This is a genomic window from Burkholderia sp. 8Y, from assembly GCF_902506145.1.
Classification (GTDB): Bacteria; Pseudomonadota; Gammaproteobacteria; order Burkholderiales; family Burkholderiaceae; genus Caballeronia.
Genome location: NZ_LR733519.1, coordinates 2,106,255 through 2,124,231, shown reverse-complemented (window position 1 = coordinate 2,124,231; position 17,977 = coordinate 2,106,255). Strand labels below are relative to the sequence as shown.

Annotated in this window: 16 protein-coding genes; 9 read left to right on the top strand and 7 right to left on the bottom strand. The window is 63.2% G+C overall.

The window, feature by feature from the left end; all coding sequences use genetic code 11:
• Nucleotides 1-50 precede the first annotated feature (50 nt).
• Complete coding sequence (locus GV035_RS09490) at nt 51-1,463, top strand: cytochrome-c peroxidase (RefSeq protein ID WP_159834680.1); 1,413 nt, start codon at nt 51-53, stop codon at nt 1,461-1,463.
• A gap of 12 nt (nt 1,464-1,475) precedes the next feature.
• Here GV035_RS09490 and GV035_RS09485 read toward each other — a convergent pair whose 3' ends face one another.
• Nucleotides 1,476-1,961 (bottom strand): SLATT domain-containing protein, encoded by a 486-nt coding sequence (locus GV035_RS09485; RefSeq protein WP_159834679.1) that lies wholly within the window; start codon nt 1,959-1,961, stop codon nt 1,476-1,478.
• Nucleotides 1,962-2,145: 184 nt separating this feature from the next.
• Here GV035_RS09485 and GV035_RS09480 point away from each other — a divergent pair, with 184 nt between their 5' ends.
• Nucleotides 2,146-3,273, top strand: a complete 1,128-nt coding sequence (locus GV035_RS09480; protein WP_159834678.1) for a YbdK family carboxylate-amine ligase — start codon at nt 2,146-2,148, stop codon at nt 3,271-3,273.
• A 17-nt stretch (nt 3,274-3,290) separates the two neighbouring features.
• Here GV035_RS09480 and GV035_RS09475 read toward each other — a convergent pair whose 3' ends face one another.
• Nucleotides 3,291-3,689: a RidA family protein gene (locus GV035_RS09475; protein ID WP_159834677.1), complete on the bottom strand. Its 399-nt coding sequence runs from the start codon at nt 3,687-3,689 to the stop codon at nt 3,291-3,293.
• A 17-nt stretch (nt 3,690-3,706) separates the two neighbouring features.
• Nucleotides 3,707-4,531, bottom strand: coding sequence for an isocitrate lyase/PEP mutase family protein (locus tag GV035_RS09470; RefSeq protein WP_159834676.1), 825 nt, complete (start codon nt 4,529-4,531; stop codon nt 3,707-3,709).
• Between the two features lie 613 nt (nt 4,532-5,144).
• Here GV035_RS09470 and GV035_RS09465 point away from each other — a divergent pair.
• The 4 genes from GV035_RS09465 to GV035_RS09450 all read left to right on the top strand — a co-directional run bounded on the left by GV035_RS09465 (nt 5,145) and on the right by GV035_RS09450 (nt 10,393).
• On the top strand, nt 5,145-6,638 hold the full coding sequence (locus tag GV035_RS09465) for a DUF1254 domain-containing protein (RefSeq protein ID WP_236572504.1): 1,494 nt from the start codon (nt 5,145-5,147) through the stop codon (nt 6,636-6,638).
• A 206-nt stretch (nt 6,639-6,844) separates the two neighbouring features.
• Entirely contained in the window at nt 6,845-7,246 is a 402-nt protein-coding gene (locus tag GV035_RS09460; RefSeq protein ID WP_159834675.1) for a hypothetical protein, read from the top strand.
• Nucleotides 7,247-7,471: 225 nt separating this feature from the next.
• Nucleotides 7,472-8,179 (top strand): H-NS family nucleoid-associated regulatory protein, encoded by a 708-nt coding sequence (locus tag GV035_RS09455; protein WP_236572503.1) that lies wholly within the window; start codon nt 7,472-7,474, stop codon nt 8,177-8,179.
• A 471-nt stretch (nt 8,180-8,650) separates the two neighbouring features.
• Nucleotides 8,651-10,393, top strand: coding sequence for a tannase/feruloyl esterase family alpha/beta hydrolase (locus tag GV035_RS09450; RefSeq protein WP_159834674.1), 1,743 nt, complete (start codon nt 8,651-8,653; stop codon nt 10,391-10,393).
• A gap of 209 nt (nt 10,394-10,602) precedes the next feature.
• Here GV035_RS09450 and GV035_RS09445 read toward each other — a convergent pair whose 3' ends face one another.
• The 4 genes from GV035_RS09445 to GV035_RS09430 all read right to left on the bottom strand — a co-directional run bounded on the left by GV035_RS09445 (nt 10,603) and on the right by GV035_RS09430 (nt 14,659).
• Complete coding sequence (locus GV035_RS09445) at nt 10,603-11,412, bottom strand: ATP-binding cassette domain-containing protein (RefSeq protein ID WP_159834673.1); 810 nt, start codon at nt 11,410-11,412, stop codon at nt 10,603-10,605.
• On the bottom strand, nt 11,412-12,422 hold the full coding sequence (locus GV035_RS09440) for an ABC transporter permease (RefSeq protein ID WP_159834672.1): 1,011 nt from the start codon (nt 12,420-12,422) through the stop codon (nt 11,412-11,414). The genes GV035_RS09445 and GV035_RS09440 overlap by 1 nt, the downstream gene beginning before the upstream one ends.
• Nucleotides 12,422-13,537, bottom strand: a complete 1,116-nt coding sequence (locus GV035_RS09435; protein WP_159834671.1) for a sugar ABC transporter substrate-binding protein — start codon at nt 13,535-13,537, stop codon at nt 12,422-12,424. Before GV035_RS09435 ends, GV035_RS09440 begins: the two co-directional genes overlap by 1 nt.
• Nucleotides 13,538-13,933: 396 nt before the next feature.
• Complete coding sequence (locus GV035_RS09430) at nt 13,934-14,659, bottom strand: FadR/GntR family transcriptional regulator (RefSeq protein WP_159834670.1); 726 nt, start codon at nt 14,657-14,659, stop codon at nt 13,934-13,936.
• Between the two features lie 126 nt (nt 14,660-14,785).
• Between GV035_RS09430 and GV035_RS09425 the strand changes: the two genes are divergently transcribed.
• From GV035_RS09425 to GV035_RS09415, 3 genes are all read left to right on the top strand, one after another.
• A complete protein-coding gene (locus GV035_RS09425; protein WP_159834669.1) occupies nt 14,786-15,664 on the top strand; it encodes a fumarylacetoacetate hydrolase family protein in 879 nt (292 codons plus the stop codon).
• Nucleotides 15,665-15,666: 2 nt separating this feature from the next.
• Nucleotides 15,667-16,452, top strand: coding sequence for an alpha/beta fold hydrolase (locus tag GV035_RS09420; RefSeq protein WP_159834668.1), 786 nt, complete (start codon nt 15,667-15,669; stop codon nt 16,450-16,452).
• Between the two features lie 143 nt (nt 16,453-16,595).
• Nucleotides 16,596-17,933: a metal-dependent hydrolase family protein gene (locus tag GV035_RS09415; protein WP_159834667.1), complete on the top strand. Its 1,338-nt coding sequence runs from the start codon at nt 16,596-16,598 to the stop codon at nt 17,931-17,933.
• The last annotated feature ends 44 nt before the right edge of the window (nt 17,934-17,977 follow it).

The following is a 17,977-nucleotide window of genomic DNA, read 5'->3' as shown; positions in this document are numbered from 1 at the left end:
CTTGCCGGCGACGACGCGTTTTCAGCAACGCTTTTTGTATTCGTCAGTTCATGTCCACTATCGTCGATCCGGCTCTCGGTCCCCCCAGTGACAAACCGGGCGCAACGCGCCGCGTGCTTCGCGTGGCCGCCGCGCTCGTCGTCGCGGCGGGCGCGTTCGCCGCGTATGCCGTCGTGGCGCCGTCGCGCGTGCCGGCGGCGATCGGCGATATCGTGGAGAACCTGACCGGCGCCAATGCGCATCCGGTCGTGCTGCAGCGTCCACCGACGGTCGAACTGAGCGCCGTCGCGCAGCTCGGCAAGCACATTTTCTTCGACCGAAGTCTGTCGGCGTCCGGCCAGCAGTCGTGTGCCTCGTGCCACGATCCGGCCCATGCGTTCGGGCCGCCCAACGACCTCGCGGTGCAGCAGGGCGGGCCGCATCTGACGTTGCCGGGATACCGGCCGCCGCCTTCGCTCATGTACCTTTATCGGCAGCCGGCATTCAGCATCGGTCCCGATCAAGGCGATGCCGACGAAGCACCGGACCTCGCGAAGCTCGCGGCGCGGGCGAGCGGCACGGCACGCGCGCAAAAGAATGCAGGCGTCGCGCCCGCCGCCCCCGCGATGGTGCCGCAAGGCGGTCTCTTCTGGGATGGCCGCGCGGACACCTTGCAGGCGCAAGCGAGCGGTCCGATGGTCAATCCCGTGGAGATGGCGAACACGAGCCTCGCGCAAGTCGCGGAAAAGCTCGCGCATACGGCATACAAGGCGGACTTCGAGAAGCTCTTCGGGCCGCGCATATTCCATAGCGGCGACCTGGCGGTGTCGGAGGCGATGTTCGCGGTGGCTCGCTATCAGGTCGAGGAACAGGCGTTTCATCCGTACACGAGCAAATTCGACTACTGGCTCGAAGGCAAGGCGCGCCTCACGCAGGCGGAATTGCACGGCCTGCGCCTTTTCAACGATCCCGACAAGGCGAATTGCGCGGGCTGCCACTTGTCGAAGCCGAGCCCCGACGGACTGCCGCCGATGTTCACCGACTTCCAGTACGAATCGCTCGGCGTGCCGCGCAACTATGCGCTTGCGATCAATCGCAATCCTAAGTTTTACGACATGGGCGTGTGCGGCCCGTTTCGCGAAGACCTTCGCGGCGAGACGCAGTATTGCGGCATGTTCCTGACGCCCACGTTGCGCAATGTCGCGACGCGGCACGCGTTCTTTCACAACGGCATTTATCGCTCGCTCGACGACGTGATGGCGTTCTACAACGAGCGCAACACCGCGCCGCAGAAGTTCTATCCGAAAGACGGCAAGGGCGAGGTGCGCAAGTACGACGACCTGCCGCCGCAATTCCGGGCGAATGTGGACGGCAAGGACGCGCCGTTCGATCGCAAGCTCGGCGACACGCCCGCGATGACGCAAGCGGACATTCACGACATCGTCGCGTTTCTCAAGACGCTGAACGACGGTTACAAGCCCTGAAATGCGGGGCCGCTAAGACGCGGCCATGATCCGGCGCGGCACGTGCGGCGCGTTTTGCGCGATCTCGTCGAGTTCGTCGCGCACGACATCGATGCTGAACAGGGTTTCTTCGCGCGCCCCGTCCACGTGAATGGTTTCGAGCCGACGCCGCACCGCGCCATAGCGCGCGCCGGCTTTGCGATGCAATTCCGCGCGCTCGCTATAGCGAAGAAACGTCTGCAACGAGGCCAGCACCGCGGCGCTCATGCTCGTCAGGCCGACGACGACACGCATTTGCGGCGACACCGCGAGCGTCACCAGCGACAGGAACGCCGACGTGCCCGTGAGCGCGGTGATGGCGATGACCGCCAGCCCCAGACGTCGCGCACATGCGCTCAGGCGATCGGCCATCGCGTAGTGGCGGATCTGCGCTTCGCGGGCGCGTCTTATCCAGGTGAGGACGAGCGATTCCGTGTCGTGCGGCGGATCGTACGGTGCGTGCTTGGCAGGAGTGGGCATGGTCAGGATGCGGTGAAATCTCGATACTGACTATGCCTGCTGAAAAGGACAAACGGTGTCTCGGACGCGCTGGCGGCGAGCGCGTCGGTAGCCACTCACATGCGCGCGCGCGACTCGTCAAACAGGCCAAGCAGGTAGAATGAATTCGCCGCTTTGTCTCGTCTCGCGTGAAACAGGACATCCCATGCTGCAGCCATTTGCGTCGTCAGAGCCGTTCACCATTGGCGTCGAACTCGAAGTTCAGGTCGTCAATACGCACGACTACAACCTCACGAAGGCGACGACGGAGTTGCTCAATCGCGTGCGCGAAGAGCGTTTCGCGGGCGCGATCAATCCCGAGACGACGGAGGGCATGATCGAGTTGTCGACGGGCATATGCACGAATTTCGATCAGGCAAGAAGCGAATTGCAGGTGCTGCGCGATACGCTGGTGCGCGCAGGCGATTTTCTGAATGTCGGCGTGTGCGGCGGAGGAACGAACTTCTTCCAGAACTGGTACGACCAGCGTTCCGACGGACGCGAACGCTCGGAATATTTGATGGCGCTGTACGGCGCGCTCTACCAGCAATTCACTATCTTCGGCCAGCATGTGCATGTCGGTTGCCCCGATCCCGACTCGGCGCTCGTGCTGTTGCACTCGCTTTCGCGGTACGTGCCGCATTTCATCGCGCTGGCTGCTTCTTCTCCGTTCGTGCAAGGCAGCGACACGCAATTCCAGTGCGCCCGGCTGAATTCAGTCGCGCCGTTTCCTCTCTCGGGGCAAGCGCCTTTCGTGACGAAATGGAGTGACTTCGAGGAATACTTCGATCGCATGACGCATACGGGTCTCGTCAAGAGCCTGAAGGACTTCTATTGGGACATTCGTCCGAGTCCGGGATACGGCACCATCGAAGTGCGCGTCATGGATACCCCGCTGCGCGTCGAATGGGCGGCGGCCATCGCCGCTTATATTCAGTCGCTGGCGCGCTATGTGCTGACCGATTCGCCCTTGCACTTGAGCGAGCGCGATTACGATGTCTATCGGGCAAACCGGTTCATGGCCTGCCGTTTCGGACTGGATGGCACCTGCGTGAATCCGGAAACCGGGGATCGCCGCCCGATTCGCGAAGACATTCTTGCGACGCTCGATGCAGTCGCGCCGCACGCGCACGCTCTCGGTGCGGAAGAAGGTCTCGATGCCATCCGCCGCACCGTGACCGACGGTCTGAGCGATGCCATGTGGTTACGCCGCGTCTATGGCGCGCATGATTCGCTGCATGAAGTCGTGCGCCAGCAATGCCGCGTATGGCGTGGCGCGCAGACGCTGGAATAACCGCAGTCGTCGCTGGCTTAATCTGACATCGCCGCAATGCAGTCGATCTCGATGTCGAAACGTCCCGGCCATGCGGGAACGTTCACGAAAATTCGTGCCGGCGGCTCATGCCCGAAGAAGCGCGCATAGATTTCATTTACGACGGGGAACATCTCGACCGACGTGCAGTAGACGTTGCACTTCAGCACCTGATCCAGCGACGATCCCGCCGTTTCCACGCACAGCTTCAACTGTTCGAGCACGCGTTGCGTCTGCTGCTCGATTGGCGCATCGAGCACTTCGCCCGTCGCCGGATCGAAGGGCGGCAGACCCGAGACATACACCGTGTCGCGATGCCGCGTGACAACCGATGTCGGCGCCTTCCATCGTTCGAGCCAGGTGGACAGCGGTTCCACGCGAATGATTTCACGAGCCATGACGGTCTCCTTTGCAATCACGCGTTGCCTGAGAAGAGCGCATTGAGCTGCGCGCCGGATGCCGCGCCTTCGAAACCGTCGAAGCGACCATCGGCGAGCGTCTGCGCCGCGCGCATGAAGCCGCCCCACGCGGCCCGCGCGAGCCCGCCGCCGACGCTCACGCGCCGCACGCCGAGCGCGGCGAGATCGTCTAACGTGAAAGCAGATGGTCCGCCGATCAGCACGTTGACGGGCTTGGGCGCGACCGCGGCGACCACGGCTTCGATCTGCTCGCGCGTCTGGATGCCGGGCGCGTACAGGCAATCGGCGCCCGCTGCGGCATAGGCCGTGAGGCGCGCGATCGCGTCGTCCAGATCGGGCATGCCGGCGAAGAAGTTCTCCGCGCGGCCGATCAGCAGCGTGTCGCCGCCATTCGCATCGATTGCTTGACGCGCCGCTTGCAGGCGCGCGACGGCGACATCGAGCGCAAAGAGCGGCGCGGAAGCGTCGCCGGTGGAGTCTTCGATCGACAATCCCGCCACGCCGGTTGCGATCGCCCGTTCGACGCTCTCGGCGACCTCGGCCGGCGTCGCGCCGAAGCCGTTTTCGAAGTCGGCGTTCACGGGAAGGTCGGTGGCGCTCACCATCGTGCGCAGATGCGCGAGGACGACGTCGCGCGCGATGTGATTGTCGGCGTTGCCGGTGGACCAGGCAAAACCGGAACTCGTCGTCGCGAGCGCCTTGAAGCCGAGACTCGCGAGATAACGGGCGCTGCCCGCGTCCCAAGGGTTTGGCAAAAGAAAGCAGCCCGACTGATGCAATGCGCGAAAGGCGGCGCGTTTCTCTGCGACGGTGCGTGACATGACGCTCTCCCGAATGGATCTGCGTTGACTGAGGCGATTGTCTCACCTGCTGCCGACGAGTCGTTTCACTCGTGCGTGAAGCATGTTTGCATCATCGACGATAGGTTGGCAACCCTTGCGCCTTTCGACGTGACGTTCCGGGCGATGCGCAATTCATGGCGCACGCCGGTGCGGATGACGAACGCGGGTCTCGTCGATACGCTCGGGCATGAACCGCGTACGCCGCTCGACGATGCCATCGAAGCGAGGCTTGTGGGACTGGGCTGCGTGAAATATGCAATGTATCGGGATACTAAATAAAGATTGGCGACCGGGCGCATGTGTTTCATACGCGTTGTGAATGTCTGATCTCAAGAAACGCAGTCGCATTCAGTCGAATTGCAAACGGTCTACGCGCCGATTAAGTATTCAATAAGACCGCTTTCAGTAGACACACAGCTTTCCCCCTCGGAACGAGGGGGAAAGAACCTCTGCAAAAGTGATTAACTTGGCGCTGGACCCAAGCGGGAAGAAAAAAAGGCGCGTGCGTCACCGGCTGCTTGCGTGGGAACGGAGTGCTTGGCATAGAAGCCGCAGCGGACGCTGCACCGCACGACATCAAGAGATCACGACGATGAATCGCGTACCTACATCCTTCTCACTCAAATTGCCGTTCGCCGCGGCCGCTCTCTGCGCGGCTTTGCAGTTCTCAGTCGATGCTCACGCGCTCGAAGCCGCGCGCACTGCGCCAGCCACGGTGATGCCCGCGCCGGGCCCCGATTCACAGGGAAGAATCACCGAGTCCTATGCACGCCTCGTTGCGCGCGATGCGTTGTTCTGGGCGTGGCCGATGGTCAATGTCTACAACCGCCGCCTCGCATTCAAACGCGCGCCCGAACCCGGCCTCGCTGGCGGCGTGTTGCCATTCGCGCCGCTGAACCGCATGGCGATGCTCACCGACTACATGCAGCCGAATCAGCGTTGGGTGGCGTGCCCGAACCAGGATGTCGTCTACGGGGCGGGCATTCTTGCGCTCGACGCGAGTCCCGTCGTTATCCAGGTGCCGGACTTCGGCAAGCGGTTCTGGGTTTATCAGCTTGCCAATCTGCGCACCGACGGCTTCGCGACACTCGGCTCGATGTACGGCACCAAGCCCGGCTTCTATATGGTGGTCGGGCCGCGCTGGAAGGGCGAGGTCCCGGCGGGCATCATCGCCGTCCTGCATGCGGATTCGCAAACGGCCATGGTCATCCCGCGCGTCTTCCAGGCGGATACGCCCGAGGACCGGGCGGCCGTCGAGGCAGTCATCCGCGACATCGACGTCTATCCGCTGGCCGATTACGACGGCCGCATGAAGCGACGCGACTGGCATACGCTGCGCGTCTTCCCCGAACCGGCCGGTTCCGGCGACGGCGAAGTGCGCTGGGTGCGGCCCGAGACGTTCTTCGACGAGTTGCCCGCCGTGCTCGCCGACGCACCGCCCCGCGCGGGCGAAGAGGCGATGTACGCGAAGGTGCTGGCGGTGATCGCCGCCGCGCGGAAGGACCCGGCGCTGAAAGCAGCCATGATCGACGAGGCGAAGAAGGCCGAACAGGAACTGGTCGATCCGCTGCTGCAGTTTCGCAAATGGGGCGCACCGCTGCCGTTTCACTGGACGACGCTGGACGACGGCGCGCGTTTCGGGGTCGATTACTTCACGCGCACGGCAGTGGCGAAGTCGAACATCATGGTCAACGCGGCGAACGAGACGCGCTATTACTATCAAGACCTCGACGCGTCCGGGAATCGTCTCGACGGCAAAGGCCGCTACGAAATCACGTTCGCCAAGGGGCAACTGCCGCCGACGCGCGGCTTCTGGTCGCTCGCGCTCTACGACGATCATCATTTCTTCGTGAAGAACGCGCTGAACCGCTATGCATTGGGCACGCGCAACACGCAATTGCAATACGGCAGCGACGGATCGCTCACGCTTTATCTTCAGGCCGACTCGCCCGGCGCCGACAAGGAAGCGAACTGGCTGCCCGCGCCCGCAGGCGCATCGTTTTCGCTGATGCTGCGCAATTACGGGCCCGCCGGCGATTCGCAAAGCGCCAACTGGACGCCGCCGGCCGTTGTGCGGTTGCAGTGAATCCGGCGCCCCGCTCGACTATCCCTCCTACGAACCTCGATCACTGCCGGGATTGCGCACGGCTGCGCGTCGTCGTAACGTGGCTTATCGCGCGTCGAATGCTTCGAGGCAATACCCGATAAATGCGGCCTTCGTGGCGCAATCGGGCGTGACGACGCCGCGCGATAGCATCGACGTTGGCGTGGGCAGTGGCGAGGGCATCCATCATGTCAAGCGAGTGGAAGCGCCGCATCAGATTGTTCGTGCAGCGATTCTGGCAGCCGACCAGTGCGTGCATGACCTGCATGCCGGGTAGCTGGAGCAATGTGATGAGTCTCGCGCACTGGACTATCGCGTTCAGGACAGGGCTTCTTACCGGACTTCTCGCCGTACTTCTGACTTTCACGCTTGCGACAAAACTTTATGAAAACCGATACGGCAATGCGTTGCTGGTGGGTTTGCTGACAGCTTTGGGCGATGCTTACTCGCACGCAAGCCATTACTCCAATCCCTATGTCGAGCATATTGCGACGGGAGCGGTGTCAGGATTTCTGGCGCTCGCTGCGTCATATCTTTTCGAAGATCGCGCTCGCCGCATTCGGTGGATATGGGCGCGCATTGTCGGATAACTGCGCCTTAGCCGCTTCATGCCGCACTGATTCAAAGCGCCCGATAAGCTTCTCGTCGCTATCAACCGATGTCAGCAGATAGCGGAAGACGCGCGCTCTGCGTTGCGGAAAAGTCCTCTCATTGCGTTTCGTTGAAGCAACGCCGGTGATTGTGTTGCGGCTGAATCTGCATTGGGGGCAATGCCTATGGCATAGTGCGGACATTGCAAACAAAAGGGGAGTTCCATGGCAACGCTAAAAGACATTCAGACGAAAATCGCCAAGCTGCAGGCGCAAGCCGAACAAATAACCATGAAACAATCGGCAAGTGTCATCGCGCAAATTCATGCGTTGATGGACGAATACGGCTTGACTGTCGACGACCTCCGCTCGCAGAAGACCGGCAAAGGCAGTGGCGGAAAACGCGGCACGAGCACTGCATCGCAGAACAGTGGCGCGTCGAATGCGAAGTATCGCGATCCGAAGAGCGGAGCGACGTGGAGCGGTCACGGCCGCGCGCCCGGATGGATTGCCAGCGCCAAGAACCGCAACAGGTTTCTCATCGACGCGAGCACCGGCACGGCGTCCGCTGCTAACGCGAAGCCGGCGAAGGCGCTCGGCAACTATGCACGTGGACCGCAACCCGCGAAATACCGCGATCCCAAAACGGGCGCGGAGTGGAGTGGCCGAGGCAAGGCCCCGGCTTGGCTTGCGACCGCCAGGGACAGGACCAAGTTCTTGATCGATGCGGCATCGGCGGATGGCGCGGCGCAGAAAGAGACACCGGCGAAAAAGACCGCAACCAAGAAGGCGGCGATAAAAAAGACTGCGACCAAGAAGGCCGCAACTAAAAAGGCCGCGACCAAGAAGGCTTCCGTCAAGCGCGCTTCGGGCTCCGAGTCCGCCCAGGCCGCTGCGCAAAATGGCAACGCCAACGGCGCAGAGGCGAGTTAATTCATTCAGGCGCCGGTTCGTCATTTCAATGACTCCGGCGCTGCTCCAAACCAGAACCAAAGAGTCTTTGCCGACAACGCATCAAAGCGATCCGTTCGCTGGCGTCTCGTGGTCGGCAATTCTGGACGCACGGTTGCGGCGTTCCATCAACTCGACGGCCCGCGCGGCGGGTCATCGAAGACTCAAGAATCGACGGCGAGTCCTCTGCTCGCTGTACTGCAAACAAACTCTGCAAGCATCGACGCTCATCGGCAAGGTAAAGCCTACCTCCGCCACTCATCCCTTTCCCGCGCGTGGCAGTAAGTTCGGTTGAACTGATTGCCAGCCCACGCGTCGGTACACGCCCCGCTTGACTTCCATTACGCCGCCGTCAACGATTCTTACGCGGACGCAAAAAAATGTCGCCGCACGACGCCGACGCGAAAGCGAAAGCCGTTCACGAGAGCATCCCATTGCCAGGAGGAAGGAGACATGCCCGAAGCATCCTGCAGGCCTCGCTATATCGGATACGTCAACAGGGCGGCGGTGGCCGCCGCGCCGTTTGCCGCGCTGGCGCTCGCCGCCTGTCACGGCGGACACGACGACAACAACAACGGCACGCCGCCAACCGCAGCACTCAGTTGTGCGCAGCTCGCGGGAATGAGCGTGCCCGCGAGCGCGATCGGTCTGCCGACGACGGGCGCGACCGTCGCTGCCGCCGCGACCGTGCCCGCTTCGGGGACGGGCGTCACCGCGACGCCGGAGTATTGCCTCGTGACCGGATCGATTGCGCCCGTCGATCCGACCGCGCCCAAGATCAACTTCCAGATTGCGATGCCGACGCAGTGGAACAACAAGGCGATGATGTTCGGCGGCGGCGGCTACGACGGCACGGTGCCCGCCGTGAGCGGCAATGTCCCGGCCGGGCCGACGACACAGCCTGCGCCGCTCGCGCGCGGCTATGCGGTGTTCGCGAGCGATTCCGGTCATCAGGCCGGCGCGCTCGGCAGCCGCGACGGCTCCTTCGGCACCAACGACGAAGCCGTCGCGAACTTCTCCGGCGACGCCCTCAAGAAGACGCGCGACACGGCTGTCTATCTGATCGGCAAGCGTTATGCGGTGGACAAGCCCAAGCGCGCGTACTTCGCGGGCGGCTCGTCCGGCGGACGCGAGGCGCTTGCGGTCGTACAGCGTTGGCCGCAGGACTGGGACGGCTCCATCGTGCTGTATCCGGCCTGGAATGCGGCGACGCTCGACCTACAGTTCGGCCGCATCACGCGCGCGCTCGCGCAGCCCGGCGCGTACCCGAATCAGGCGAAGCGCAAAGTGCTGCTCAACGCCGCGATGGCCGCCTGCGACGCACTCGACGGCGTGGCCGATGGACTCATCAGCAACGTGGCCGCGTGCAATGCGAGCTTCGATCCGGCGACCGCGACGCTCAACGGCACGCCGCTCCGATGCGCGAACGGCGCGGACACGGGCGACACCTGCCTCTCCGACGCGCAGATCGCCGCACTGAAGGTCTACGCCACGCCGATCACGTTCAATTACGCGCTCGGCAGCGGCGAGACGCAGTATCCGGGCTTCAACGTGTGGGGCGCGGACTTGGGCGTCGTGAATGCGTCGGCGGTGCAGCCGACCGTCATCAGCCTCGCGTTGAATCTCGTGCAGCCGGCCAGTCCGATGCCTGCGACCGCGCCTTACTTCAGCGTCTTCTGGGACCAGTGGATTCGCTACTTCGTGGCGCGCGATCCGAGCGTGAATTCGCTCACGGTCGATCCGCAAAACCCCGGCGCATATCAGGCGCGCATCAGTTCGCTGACGGCCGAGCAGGACGTGAACAAGACGGATTTGTCCGCGTTCAATGCAAAGGGCGGCAAGATCCTGATGGCGCACGGCATGGCGGATGCCCTGGTGAGCACGCAGTCGACGGAGCAGTATTACCTGCGTCTGCGTCAGACGATGGGACCGTCGGCTGTCAGCAGTTTCGTGCGCTTCTACGAGATTCCCGGCTACGGGCATGCGACCAGCAGCATCTTCAACGCATCGTGGGACTCGCTGACGACGCTCGAAAACTGGGTCGAGAAGGGCGTGACGCCGCCTGCGCAGACCGTCGCGGACACGACGGGCGTGCCCGGCCGCACGCGGCCGCTCTGCGAATACCCGACTTTCCCGCGCTACACCGGCTCGGGCGATGTGAACGTGGCGTCCAGCTTCACGTGCGCTTCGCAGTGACCGTAATCTGATGGCCGATGCCGCGGGTTTGCATGATGCCCGCGGTGTCGGCGTTCAGCTGATTCGAATAACTTCGGTTGATCGGCGCCTGTGCCGCCGGATCTCCGCCTCGGCAATGCAGGGCGCGCGTGAGTACGCTTCGAGGCCCGCGCCATCAAACGACCCGTTCAGGCTTCTCGCGAGCGTTTCACGCTTGTCGAACGCCGCTTCTATTGAGCCGTCGTCGCCCGCATCGCGCGATATTCCCGCCGCACGATATCCATCAGCTCCGCGACTGACGTGTTCGCGCTGCGCTGTTCGTAGGTCACGCGGCCGCGCTGCATCAGCATGATGCGATCCGCGATGTCGAGCGTCTGCGCATAGTTGTGCATGATCATGATGATCGACAGGCCGCCTTTTTCCTTCAGCCGCAGCACGAGATCGATGATGAGCGCCGCTTCACGCGCGCCCATCGCGGCGAGCGGTTCGTCGAGCAGCAGAATGCGCGCGTTCGAATTGACGGCGCGCGCCACCGCAATCGCCTGACGCTGACCGCCCGACAAACGCTCCACCGGCAAATCGACGGACGGCACATGCACGCCGATATCGTCGAGACATTGCGCCGCGCGCTCGCGCATCTGCTTGTGATCCACGAGCCCCATGAGACTGAGCGGCCCGCGCCGCACGATCTCGCGGTTCAGAAACATGTTGTGGTAGATGCTGAGCGAATTCGCGAGCGCGAGGTCCTGATACACGCATTCGATACCGAGCGAGCGCGCATGATCGACGGAACGGATCAGCGTTTCCTGGCCGTGGACGTGCAGCGTGCCGCTCGTCTGCTGATGAAAGCCCGTGAGAATCTTGACGAGCGTGGACTTGCCCGCGCCGTTATCGCCGAGCACGCCGAGAATTTCGCCCTTGCCGAGCGTGAGCGAGACGCCGTCGAGCGCCGTCACCGCGCCGAAGCGTTTCACGAGATTGTCGCCAGAGAGCGCGAGATCGGGCGCGAGATTGGACGCGATGGTTTGCGCTTCACTCATCACCGTCCCCCCTTGCGGCGAATGCGTCCGATGTGAATGTTGAAGATCATCGCGGCGAGAATCGCGGCGCCGAGAATGATGTTGAACGTGAACGCGTTAATGCCGATGAGCGTGAAGCCGTCGTTGAGAATGCCGAGCACCGCCGCGCCGATCACGCCGCCGACAATCGTGCCGGAGCCGCCCGTCAACGGTGTGCCGCCGATCACGGCTGCCGCGACCGCGAGAAACATGATCTGATTGCCGCCCGCTTGCGGGTCGATCGACGTGATGCGAAAGCCTTCGAGTATGCCCGTGAGGCCCGCGAGCACCGCCGCGAGAATGAAGTTGCCGAGACGCAGCCGGTTCACGCGAATACCCGCTTCGCCCGCGCCGAGCGGATTCGCGCCCGCCGCCTGCGTGTGCAGGCCCCAGCGCGTGTGCCGCAACAGCACGTGCATGATGATCGCGAGCGCGAGCGTCCAGATGATTTCGCTGTAGCCCCACGCGCCCATCACGGAGGCGAATTCCGGCGAGCCGGGCGTCGCGACCGGCGTGCCGCGCGAGACGGTGAGCGTGATGCCGTTGATGAGGAACAGCGTGCCGAGCGTCGTGACGAAGGAGGGCAAGCGCAGATACACCGTCACCGCGCCGTTCACGAAACCGATGATCGCCGCCGCGACGAGGCCCGCGATGACCGCGAGCCACATCGGCGCGCCGGCATCGTTGGCGAACACCATCATGAATGGCGCGAAGGCGAACACCATGCCCGCCGACAGATCGATGTCGCCGCCGATCATCAGCATGATCTCGCCGAGCGCGATGATCGCGACCGGCGCGATGAACTGCGACAGGTTGACGAGGCTCGCGTTCGACAGCAGGAAGTCGTGGTTGACAATCTGAAAGTACGCGGCGAGCAGCACCGCGACGAGCAGTATCCGCAACTCGGCCGCCCACTGTGCGAAGAACGCGCCACGCGGTCTCGCGACCGGCGCGGCGCCTCGCGTTTTGCCCGGCTCGTTCAGCGTATTCATCACGACTTGATCGCGCCGCTCATCGGAACGATCTGCGGCTTGGTGGTCTTGCCTTCATAACGCGTCGACGTATTGAGGTACGGCTCGACGGTCGCCTTCGTCACGAACTTGAGACCCGTGTTGATATTCGCCGGTCCGACGAGCCCGCCCGACGCGAGGAACGTGAACGCTTCCACCACGGTATAAAAGCCCTGCACGTACGGCTGCTGGTCGATGGTGAAATCGAGGAAGCCTTCGTGGATCAGCTGAACGGTTTGCGGCAACAGGTCGAAGCCGCCGCCATGCACGCCCTTCGACGGCAGATTCGATTCCTTCATCACCTGCGCGACGCCTTGCGTGCTGCCCGCATCGACGGCGAACATGCCTTTGAGATTCTGGTGTCCCAGATAAAAGGACTTGATCTTGGACAGCTCTTCGTTGACGGTCGCGCCCGTCGCCACGGTCTGAATGTCGATCTTCTTGCCGGACTTCTTGATGGCATCGCTCGCGCCGTCCAGACGCGGCTGGATGTTCAACTGACCCGGCGTCGAGATGAAAAGCGCCACCATGCCGCTGTCGACGAGACTCGCAATGCGCTCGCCCATCTGATAACCGGAGAGATACAGTTCCTGTCCGATGTACGCGAGACGCGGACTCGTCTTGCCGCGCGGCGCATCGGCGTTATAGGCGAACACCGGAATGCCGGCATCGAGCGCGGCCTGTATGGGCTTGTCGAAAGCAGTCGGATCGACGATCGGCACCGCGATTGCATCGGCTTTCGCAGCGATCGCGGAATTCACCGCGCGCACCATTTCGCCCGCATCGGATGTGGCCGAGCCGGTCCACTGATAATCCATGCCGAGGAGCGAGCACGCGTCCTGAATGCCGTATTGCGTCGGCACGAAAAATGGATTCGTGGTGACATGATTGACGAACACGATCTTCCATTTCTTGTGCTGCGGAAACGCGGCTTCGGCGGCTTGCGCGCTCGAAATCAATCCGCCCGCGCCGCCCAGCAGCGACAGCGCAGCGCCAAGGCCCGCGCCCTGCATCAAGCCGCGCCTCGCGGTGCTGATCGTGCCGTTGCCGTCGGTCGTACTGCCGTCTTTCGTCTTGTCGTCCCGGTGCTGCGTCATGTCCACCTCCGTTCTTGGCCGATGCAAATCGACCTGGTCGTTTGCGTCCAGATAATGGGTGATCGCTTGCTAATCACTTCAGAGCGGCTTTCACATTGGAAAGCGTCGGTGATGATTTTCTTTCTACGCGTTGCGATGAAACTCTGAATGCTTTGATTCTTCGAGTCGTGGCGCTCAGAAACACGAATCGCGGCGGGCATGATGCATGGAATCGCGCGGTTGTCTCATAGTTTGGTTTATCGCAGCGCACAGGCGGGATAAAAAGAACAGAGCCACTATATGCAGCTATTTTCGGCGCTTCGATTAGAGCTTTCCCGATGAAACGCACGCACGGACTCAATGCGGTGAATGAGTCCGCGAAAAGCGTGTCGATGCAAGCGGCGGCGCGTGCGTGTTCTAACGGCCGAAAAGGTTGTCGCGAATCTGGAGCAGATGTCCCGTCAATAGCTCGCAGGCGAGTTCGGCATCGCGATCCCGAAGCGCATCGACGATGGCGCGGTGCTGCGCCTCGTACTCACTGCGTCGCTCGGGCGTGAGCGACTTGCGCTTCAGGCGTCCCCATTCGCCTTGTTCGCGCACTTCGTTCGTCAACTCCAGCACGCGCAGAAAGAAGCTGTTGTGCGTCGCCACTGCGAACGCGCGATGCAACTCGCCGTCCCAGTGCTCGAATTCCTCGATGCTCGCCGCCGCTTCCGACCGCTCGATGCACTCGGTCATGTGCGTGAAGTCGGCGACCGTCGCATAACGCACGATCAAACCGGGCATCAGCGGCTCGATCAGAAGACGCGCTTCCATCAACTCGGCGGGACTCGTCTGCACGACCTCGCTCTTCGGCTCGGGCTCGGGCTCGGGCGCTGAAACCGGCGCTGCCACGAATGCGCCCGGCATCACGAAGGTGCCGCTGCCGACCGCCTGGCGAATCAGCCCGCGCCCTTTCAGGTCCGCGAGCACGCGCCGCACCGCGCCGCGCGACGCGCCGAATTCCTCGCTCAGTTCGCGCTCGGGCGGCAGACGCACGCCCACGCCCAGCCGGCCGCTGCGAATCGCCTCTTCGAGATAGTGGGCGAGTTCACGCGCTCCCTTGGACCTGACTGTCAGCCTGATTTCATCGACGCTGCTCATGACTTCTCCTGCACCATCCGTATAGACCAATTGGTATCGAAGATTGGTTAACCCTAGTTCTCTTTGTTCTTTTTTGGTCCTAGAGTGGCTCCAGATTCACCGACCAGTCTAGATTAAAGGCCCACCATGAAATTAGCAACCTTGCGGGTAGATGGCGCGAAAACCGTCGCTGTCATTGATTCGGAAGCCGGCAAATATTGGCCGGTTTCCGAACTCTGCGACGGCTTTTCGGGCGACATGGTCCAATTGGTCCAACAGTTCGCGGATCTGCGCGAATCGCTGCGTCCGCGCGGCGAAGGCAAGCCGCTCGCGTCGGCGCAACTGCTCGCGCCCATCGACGAACCGCGCCGCAACGTGTTCTGCGTCGGCAAGAACTATCACGACCACGCGGAAGAGTTCAGCAAGTCGGGCTTCGACAAGAGCGCGCAGGCAGGCGAGCACATTCCGGAAGCGCCGGTCGTCTTCACCAAGCCCGCCTCCACGATCATCGCGACGGGCGAGCGCATTCCGCGCCACGCCGACGTGACGCAGCAGATGGATTACGAAGTCGAGATCGGCGTCGTCATCGGCAAGGCGGGGCGCGGCATCAAAAAGGCCGACGCGATGAACCACGTCTTCGGCTACACGATCATCAACGACGTGACCGCGCGCGATCTGCAAAAGCTGCATCGCCAATGGTTCATCGGCAAGTCGCTCGACGGCTTCTGCCCGATGGGCCCGACGCTCGTCACGGCTGACGAGATCGACGCATCGAATATCGACGTGCGCTGCTGGATCAACGGCGAGCTGCGTCAGGAATCGAACTCGAAGCAGCTGATTTTCGATATCCCGACGATCATCGAGACGCTCTCGGCTGGCATGGAGCTTCAGCCGGGCGACGTCATCGCGACCGGGACGCCCGCGGGCGTCGGCATCGGCTTCAATCCACCGAAGTTCCTGCAAAGCGGCGACGTGGTCCGCATGGAAATTCCGGGCATCGGCATTCTTGAAAACGAGGTGGCGTGAACATGGCAACGACGCAAGTGCAAGGCGTATTCATCGAGACGGAAGGCGAAGGCGCGCCGGTCGTCTGCATTCACGGTCTGGGCGGTTCGTCGAACAACTGGACCCCGGTGCTGCCGGCGTTCGTGGGCAAGAAGGTCATTCGCATCGACCTGCCGGGCAGCGCGCGCTCGCCGTTGCCGGAACAGAAGCTGTCGATCGACCTGTACGTGGACACCATCGCGTCTGTGCTGCGCGAAATGGACGTGACGAAAGCCGACGTCGTCGCGCATTCGATGGGGACCATCGTCGCGCAGCATCTGGCCGTGAAGCATCCGGAACTGGTGAAGAGCCTCGCGCTGTTCGGGCCGCTCGTCGCGCCGCCGGATGCCGGCCGCGAAGGCATGCGCCAGCGCGCGGGAATTGCGCGCGAGAAGGGCGTGCCGGGCGTGCAGGATATCGCCGACGCCATCGTGAAAGGCGCGACCAGCGACGAAACGAAGTCGCAACGGCCCGTGACGCTCGCGCTCGTGCGCGAAAGCGTGATGCGGCAGTCGCCCGAAGGCTACGCGCAAAGCTGCGAGGCGCTCGCGGGCGCGCAGGCCGCCGAGATCGAGCGCATCCAAGTGCCGACGCTGCTCGTCACCGGCGATCAGGACGGCGTCGGCAAGCCGGATGCGGTCAAGGCGATGGCCGAGCGCATCGCGGGCGCGAAGGTCGTCGTGCTGAGCGGCTGCGGCCACTGGACGACGTTCGAGAAGCCGGCCGAATCGACGGCGGAACTCAAGAGCTTCTACGAGGCGGCGCAGTGAGGAACTGAACGCGCCGGCAAGCCGCGTCGATCAAGCGCCGCACAGACGGCGATCGACCGGCGCCGGACCCGCGCCAACCAGGTCAAGCGTAATCAACCGGCGGCCCGCGCCACATGCGCCGGGTCCGCGTGGAGGAGACAGACATGAGTTCGATTTTGTTCGACAACGTATCCGTTTTCGATGGCAGCGGCGCGCAGCCGTTCAAGGGCCAGGTGCTCGTCGATGGCCGCCGCATCGTGCGCGTGGCGCGCGAAGAAGCGCCGATCAGCGCGCCCGACGCGCGGCGTATCGACGGCCGCGGCGCGTTTCTCATGCCCGGCATGACCGAAGCGCATACGCATTTCTCGTGGAACGACCAGCCGTCGCTTTCCGCGATTCAGTTCATGCCGCCCGAAGAACATATGCTCTGGTGCGTGCGCGTGGCCAAGCGTTACCTCGAAATGGGCTGGACGTCCGCGCTCGGCGCGGCGGCCGCGAAGCCCCGGCTCGACGTCGTGCTGCGCAACGCCGTGAACGCGGGCGAGTTTCCGGGGCCGCGCTATCTCGCGGGCAGTCAGGAAATCACCATTCTCGGCGGCCTTGCCGACAACACGCTGCCGCACATGCCGTTCAAGGAGCTGAATTTCGGCGCGGTCGTGAGCGGCCCGGAAGAGATGCGCGCGACGACGCGCATGTTCGTCAAGTACGGCGTCGATCACCTGAAGATCAACCTGTCGGGCGAGTACATCGCGGGCATTTCGGCGGAATCGTCGCCGTTCTCGGAGGAAGAGATCGCGATGCTCGCCGCCGAAGCCAAGCGCGCGGGCAAGCGCGTGGCCGCGCATGCGCGTTCGAGCGAATCGGTCAAGCAGTGCGTGCGGCACGGTCTGGAGCTGGTCTTCCACGCGAGCTTCGCGGACGAAGAGGCGCTCGACATGCTCGAAGCCAACAAGGACAAGCACTTCGTCGCGCCCGGTATCGGCTGGCTCATCAGCACGCTGTATCACGCGGAGAAGTGGGGCATCACGGAAGAAATGGCGACGAAAATGGGCTACAAGCGCGAGCTCGAAACCGCCGCCGACACGCTGCGCAAGATGCACAAGCGCGGCATCCGCATTCTGCCGGGCGGCGATTACGGCTTCGCGTGGATGCCGCACGGCACCAACGCGCGCGACCTTCAGTACTTCGTCGATTACATCGGCATGACGCCGATGGAAGTGCTCATTTCGGCGACGCGCCTCGGCGGCGAACTGATGATGATGCCCGACGAGCTGGGCCAGGTCCGCGAGGGCTATCTCGCCGACATCATCCTCGTGGATGGGAATCCGCTCGCGGACCTGACGATTTTGCAAGACCCGGCGAAGATCACGCTCGTCATGAAAGACGGCGACATCTTCAAGACGACGCACGATTCGCTGCCGCCGCGCGGGGAACTGCATATCGGCACGCCGCTGCCCGCCGATGCTGGCGTGGAGCAAGCCGCCCCCGCGCCCGTTCACTGAACGCCCGCAGACGCGTTGCATGGCGCCGGCCGCGCACCTGCGGC

Bases quoted from the DNA above. Each gene is read 5' to 3' on its own strand.
- GV035_RS09465 (WP_236572504.1), top strand. From the start codon at position 5,145: ATGAATCGCGTACCTACATCCTTCTCACTCAAATTGCCGTTCGCCGCG.
- GV035_RS09425 (WP_159834669.1), top strand. From the start codon at position 14,786: ATGAAATTAGCAACCTTGCGGGTAGATGGCGCGAAAACCGTCGCTGTC.
- GV035_RS09455 (WP_236572503.1), top strand. From the start codon at position 7,472: ATGGCAACGCTAAAAGACATTCAGACGAAAATCGCCAAGCTGCAGGCG.
- GV035_RS09445 (WP_159834673.1), bottom strand. From the start codon at position 11,412: ATGAGTGAAGCGCAAACCATCGCGTCCAATCTCGCGCCCGATCTCGCG.
- GV035_RS09420 (WP_159834668.1), top strand. From the start codon at position 15,667: ATGGCAACGACGCAAGTGCAAGGCGTATTCATCGAGACGGAAGGCGAA.
- GV035_RS09430 (WP_159834670.1), bottom strand. From the start codon at position 14,659: ATGAGCAGCGTCGATGAAATCAGGCTGACAGTCAGGTCCAAGGGAGCG.
- GV035_RS09435 (WP_159834671.1), bottom strand. From the start codon at position 13,537: ATGACGCAGCACCGGGACGACAAGACGAAAGACGGCAGTACGACCGAC.
- GV035_RS09490 (WP_159834680.1), top strand. From the start codon at position 51: ATGTCCACTATCGTCGATCCGGCTCTCGGTCCCCCCAGTGACAAACCG.
- GV035_RS09450 (WP_159834674.1), top strand. From the start codon at position 8,651: ATGCCCGAAGCATCCTGCAGGCCTCGCTATATCGGATACGTCAACAGG.
- GV035_RS09440 (WP_159834672.1), bottom strand. From the start codon at position 12,422: ATGAATACGCTGAACGAGCCGGGCAAAACGCGAGGCGCCGCGCCGGTC.
- GV035_RS09460 (WP_159834675.1), top strand. From the start codon at position 6,845: ATGTCAAGCGAGTGGAAGCGCCGCATCAGATTGTTCGTGCAGCGATTC.
- GV035_RS09470 (WP_159834676.1), bottom strand. From the start codon at position 4,531: ATGTCACGCACCGTCGCAGAGAAACGCGCCGCCTTTCGCGCATTGCAT.
- GV035_RS09475 (WP_159834677.1), bottom strand. From the start codon at position 3,689: ATGGCTCGTGAAATCATTCGCGTGGAACCGCTGTCCACCTGGCTCGAA.
- GV035_RS09485 (WP_159834679.1), bottom strand. From the start codon at position 1,961: ATGCCCACTCCTGCCAAGCACGCACCGTACGATCCGCCGCACGACACG.
- GV035_RS09415 (WP_159834667.1), top strand. From the start codon at position 16,596: ATGAGTTCGATTTTGTTCGACAACGTATCCGTTTTCGATGGCAGCGGC.
- GV035_RS09480 (WP_159834678.1), top strand. From the start codon at position 2,146: ATGCTGCAGCCATTTGCGTCGTCAGAGCCGTTCACCATTGGCGTCGAA.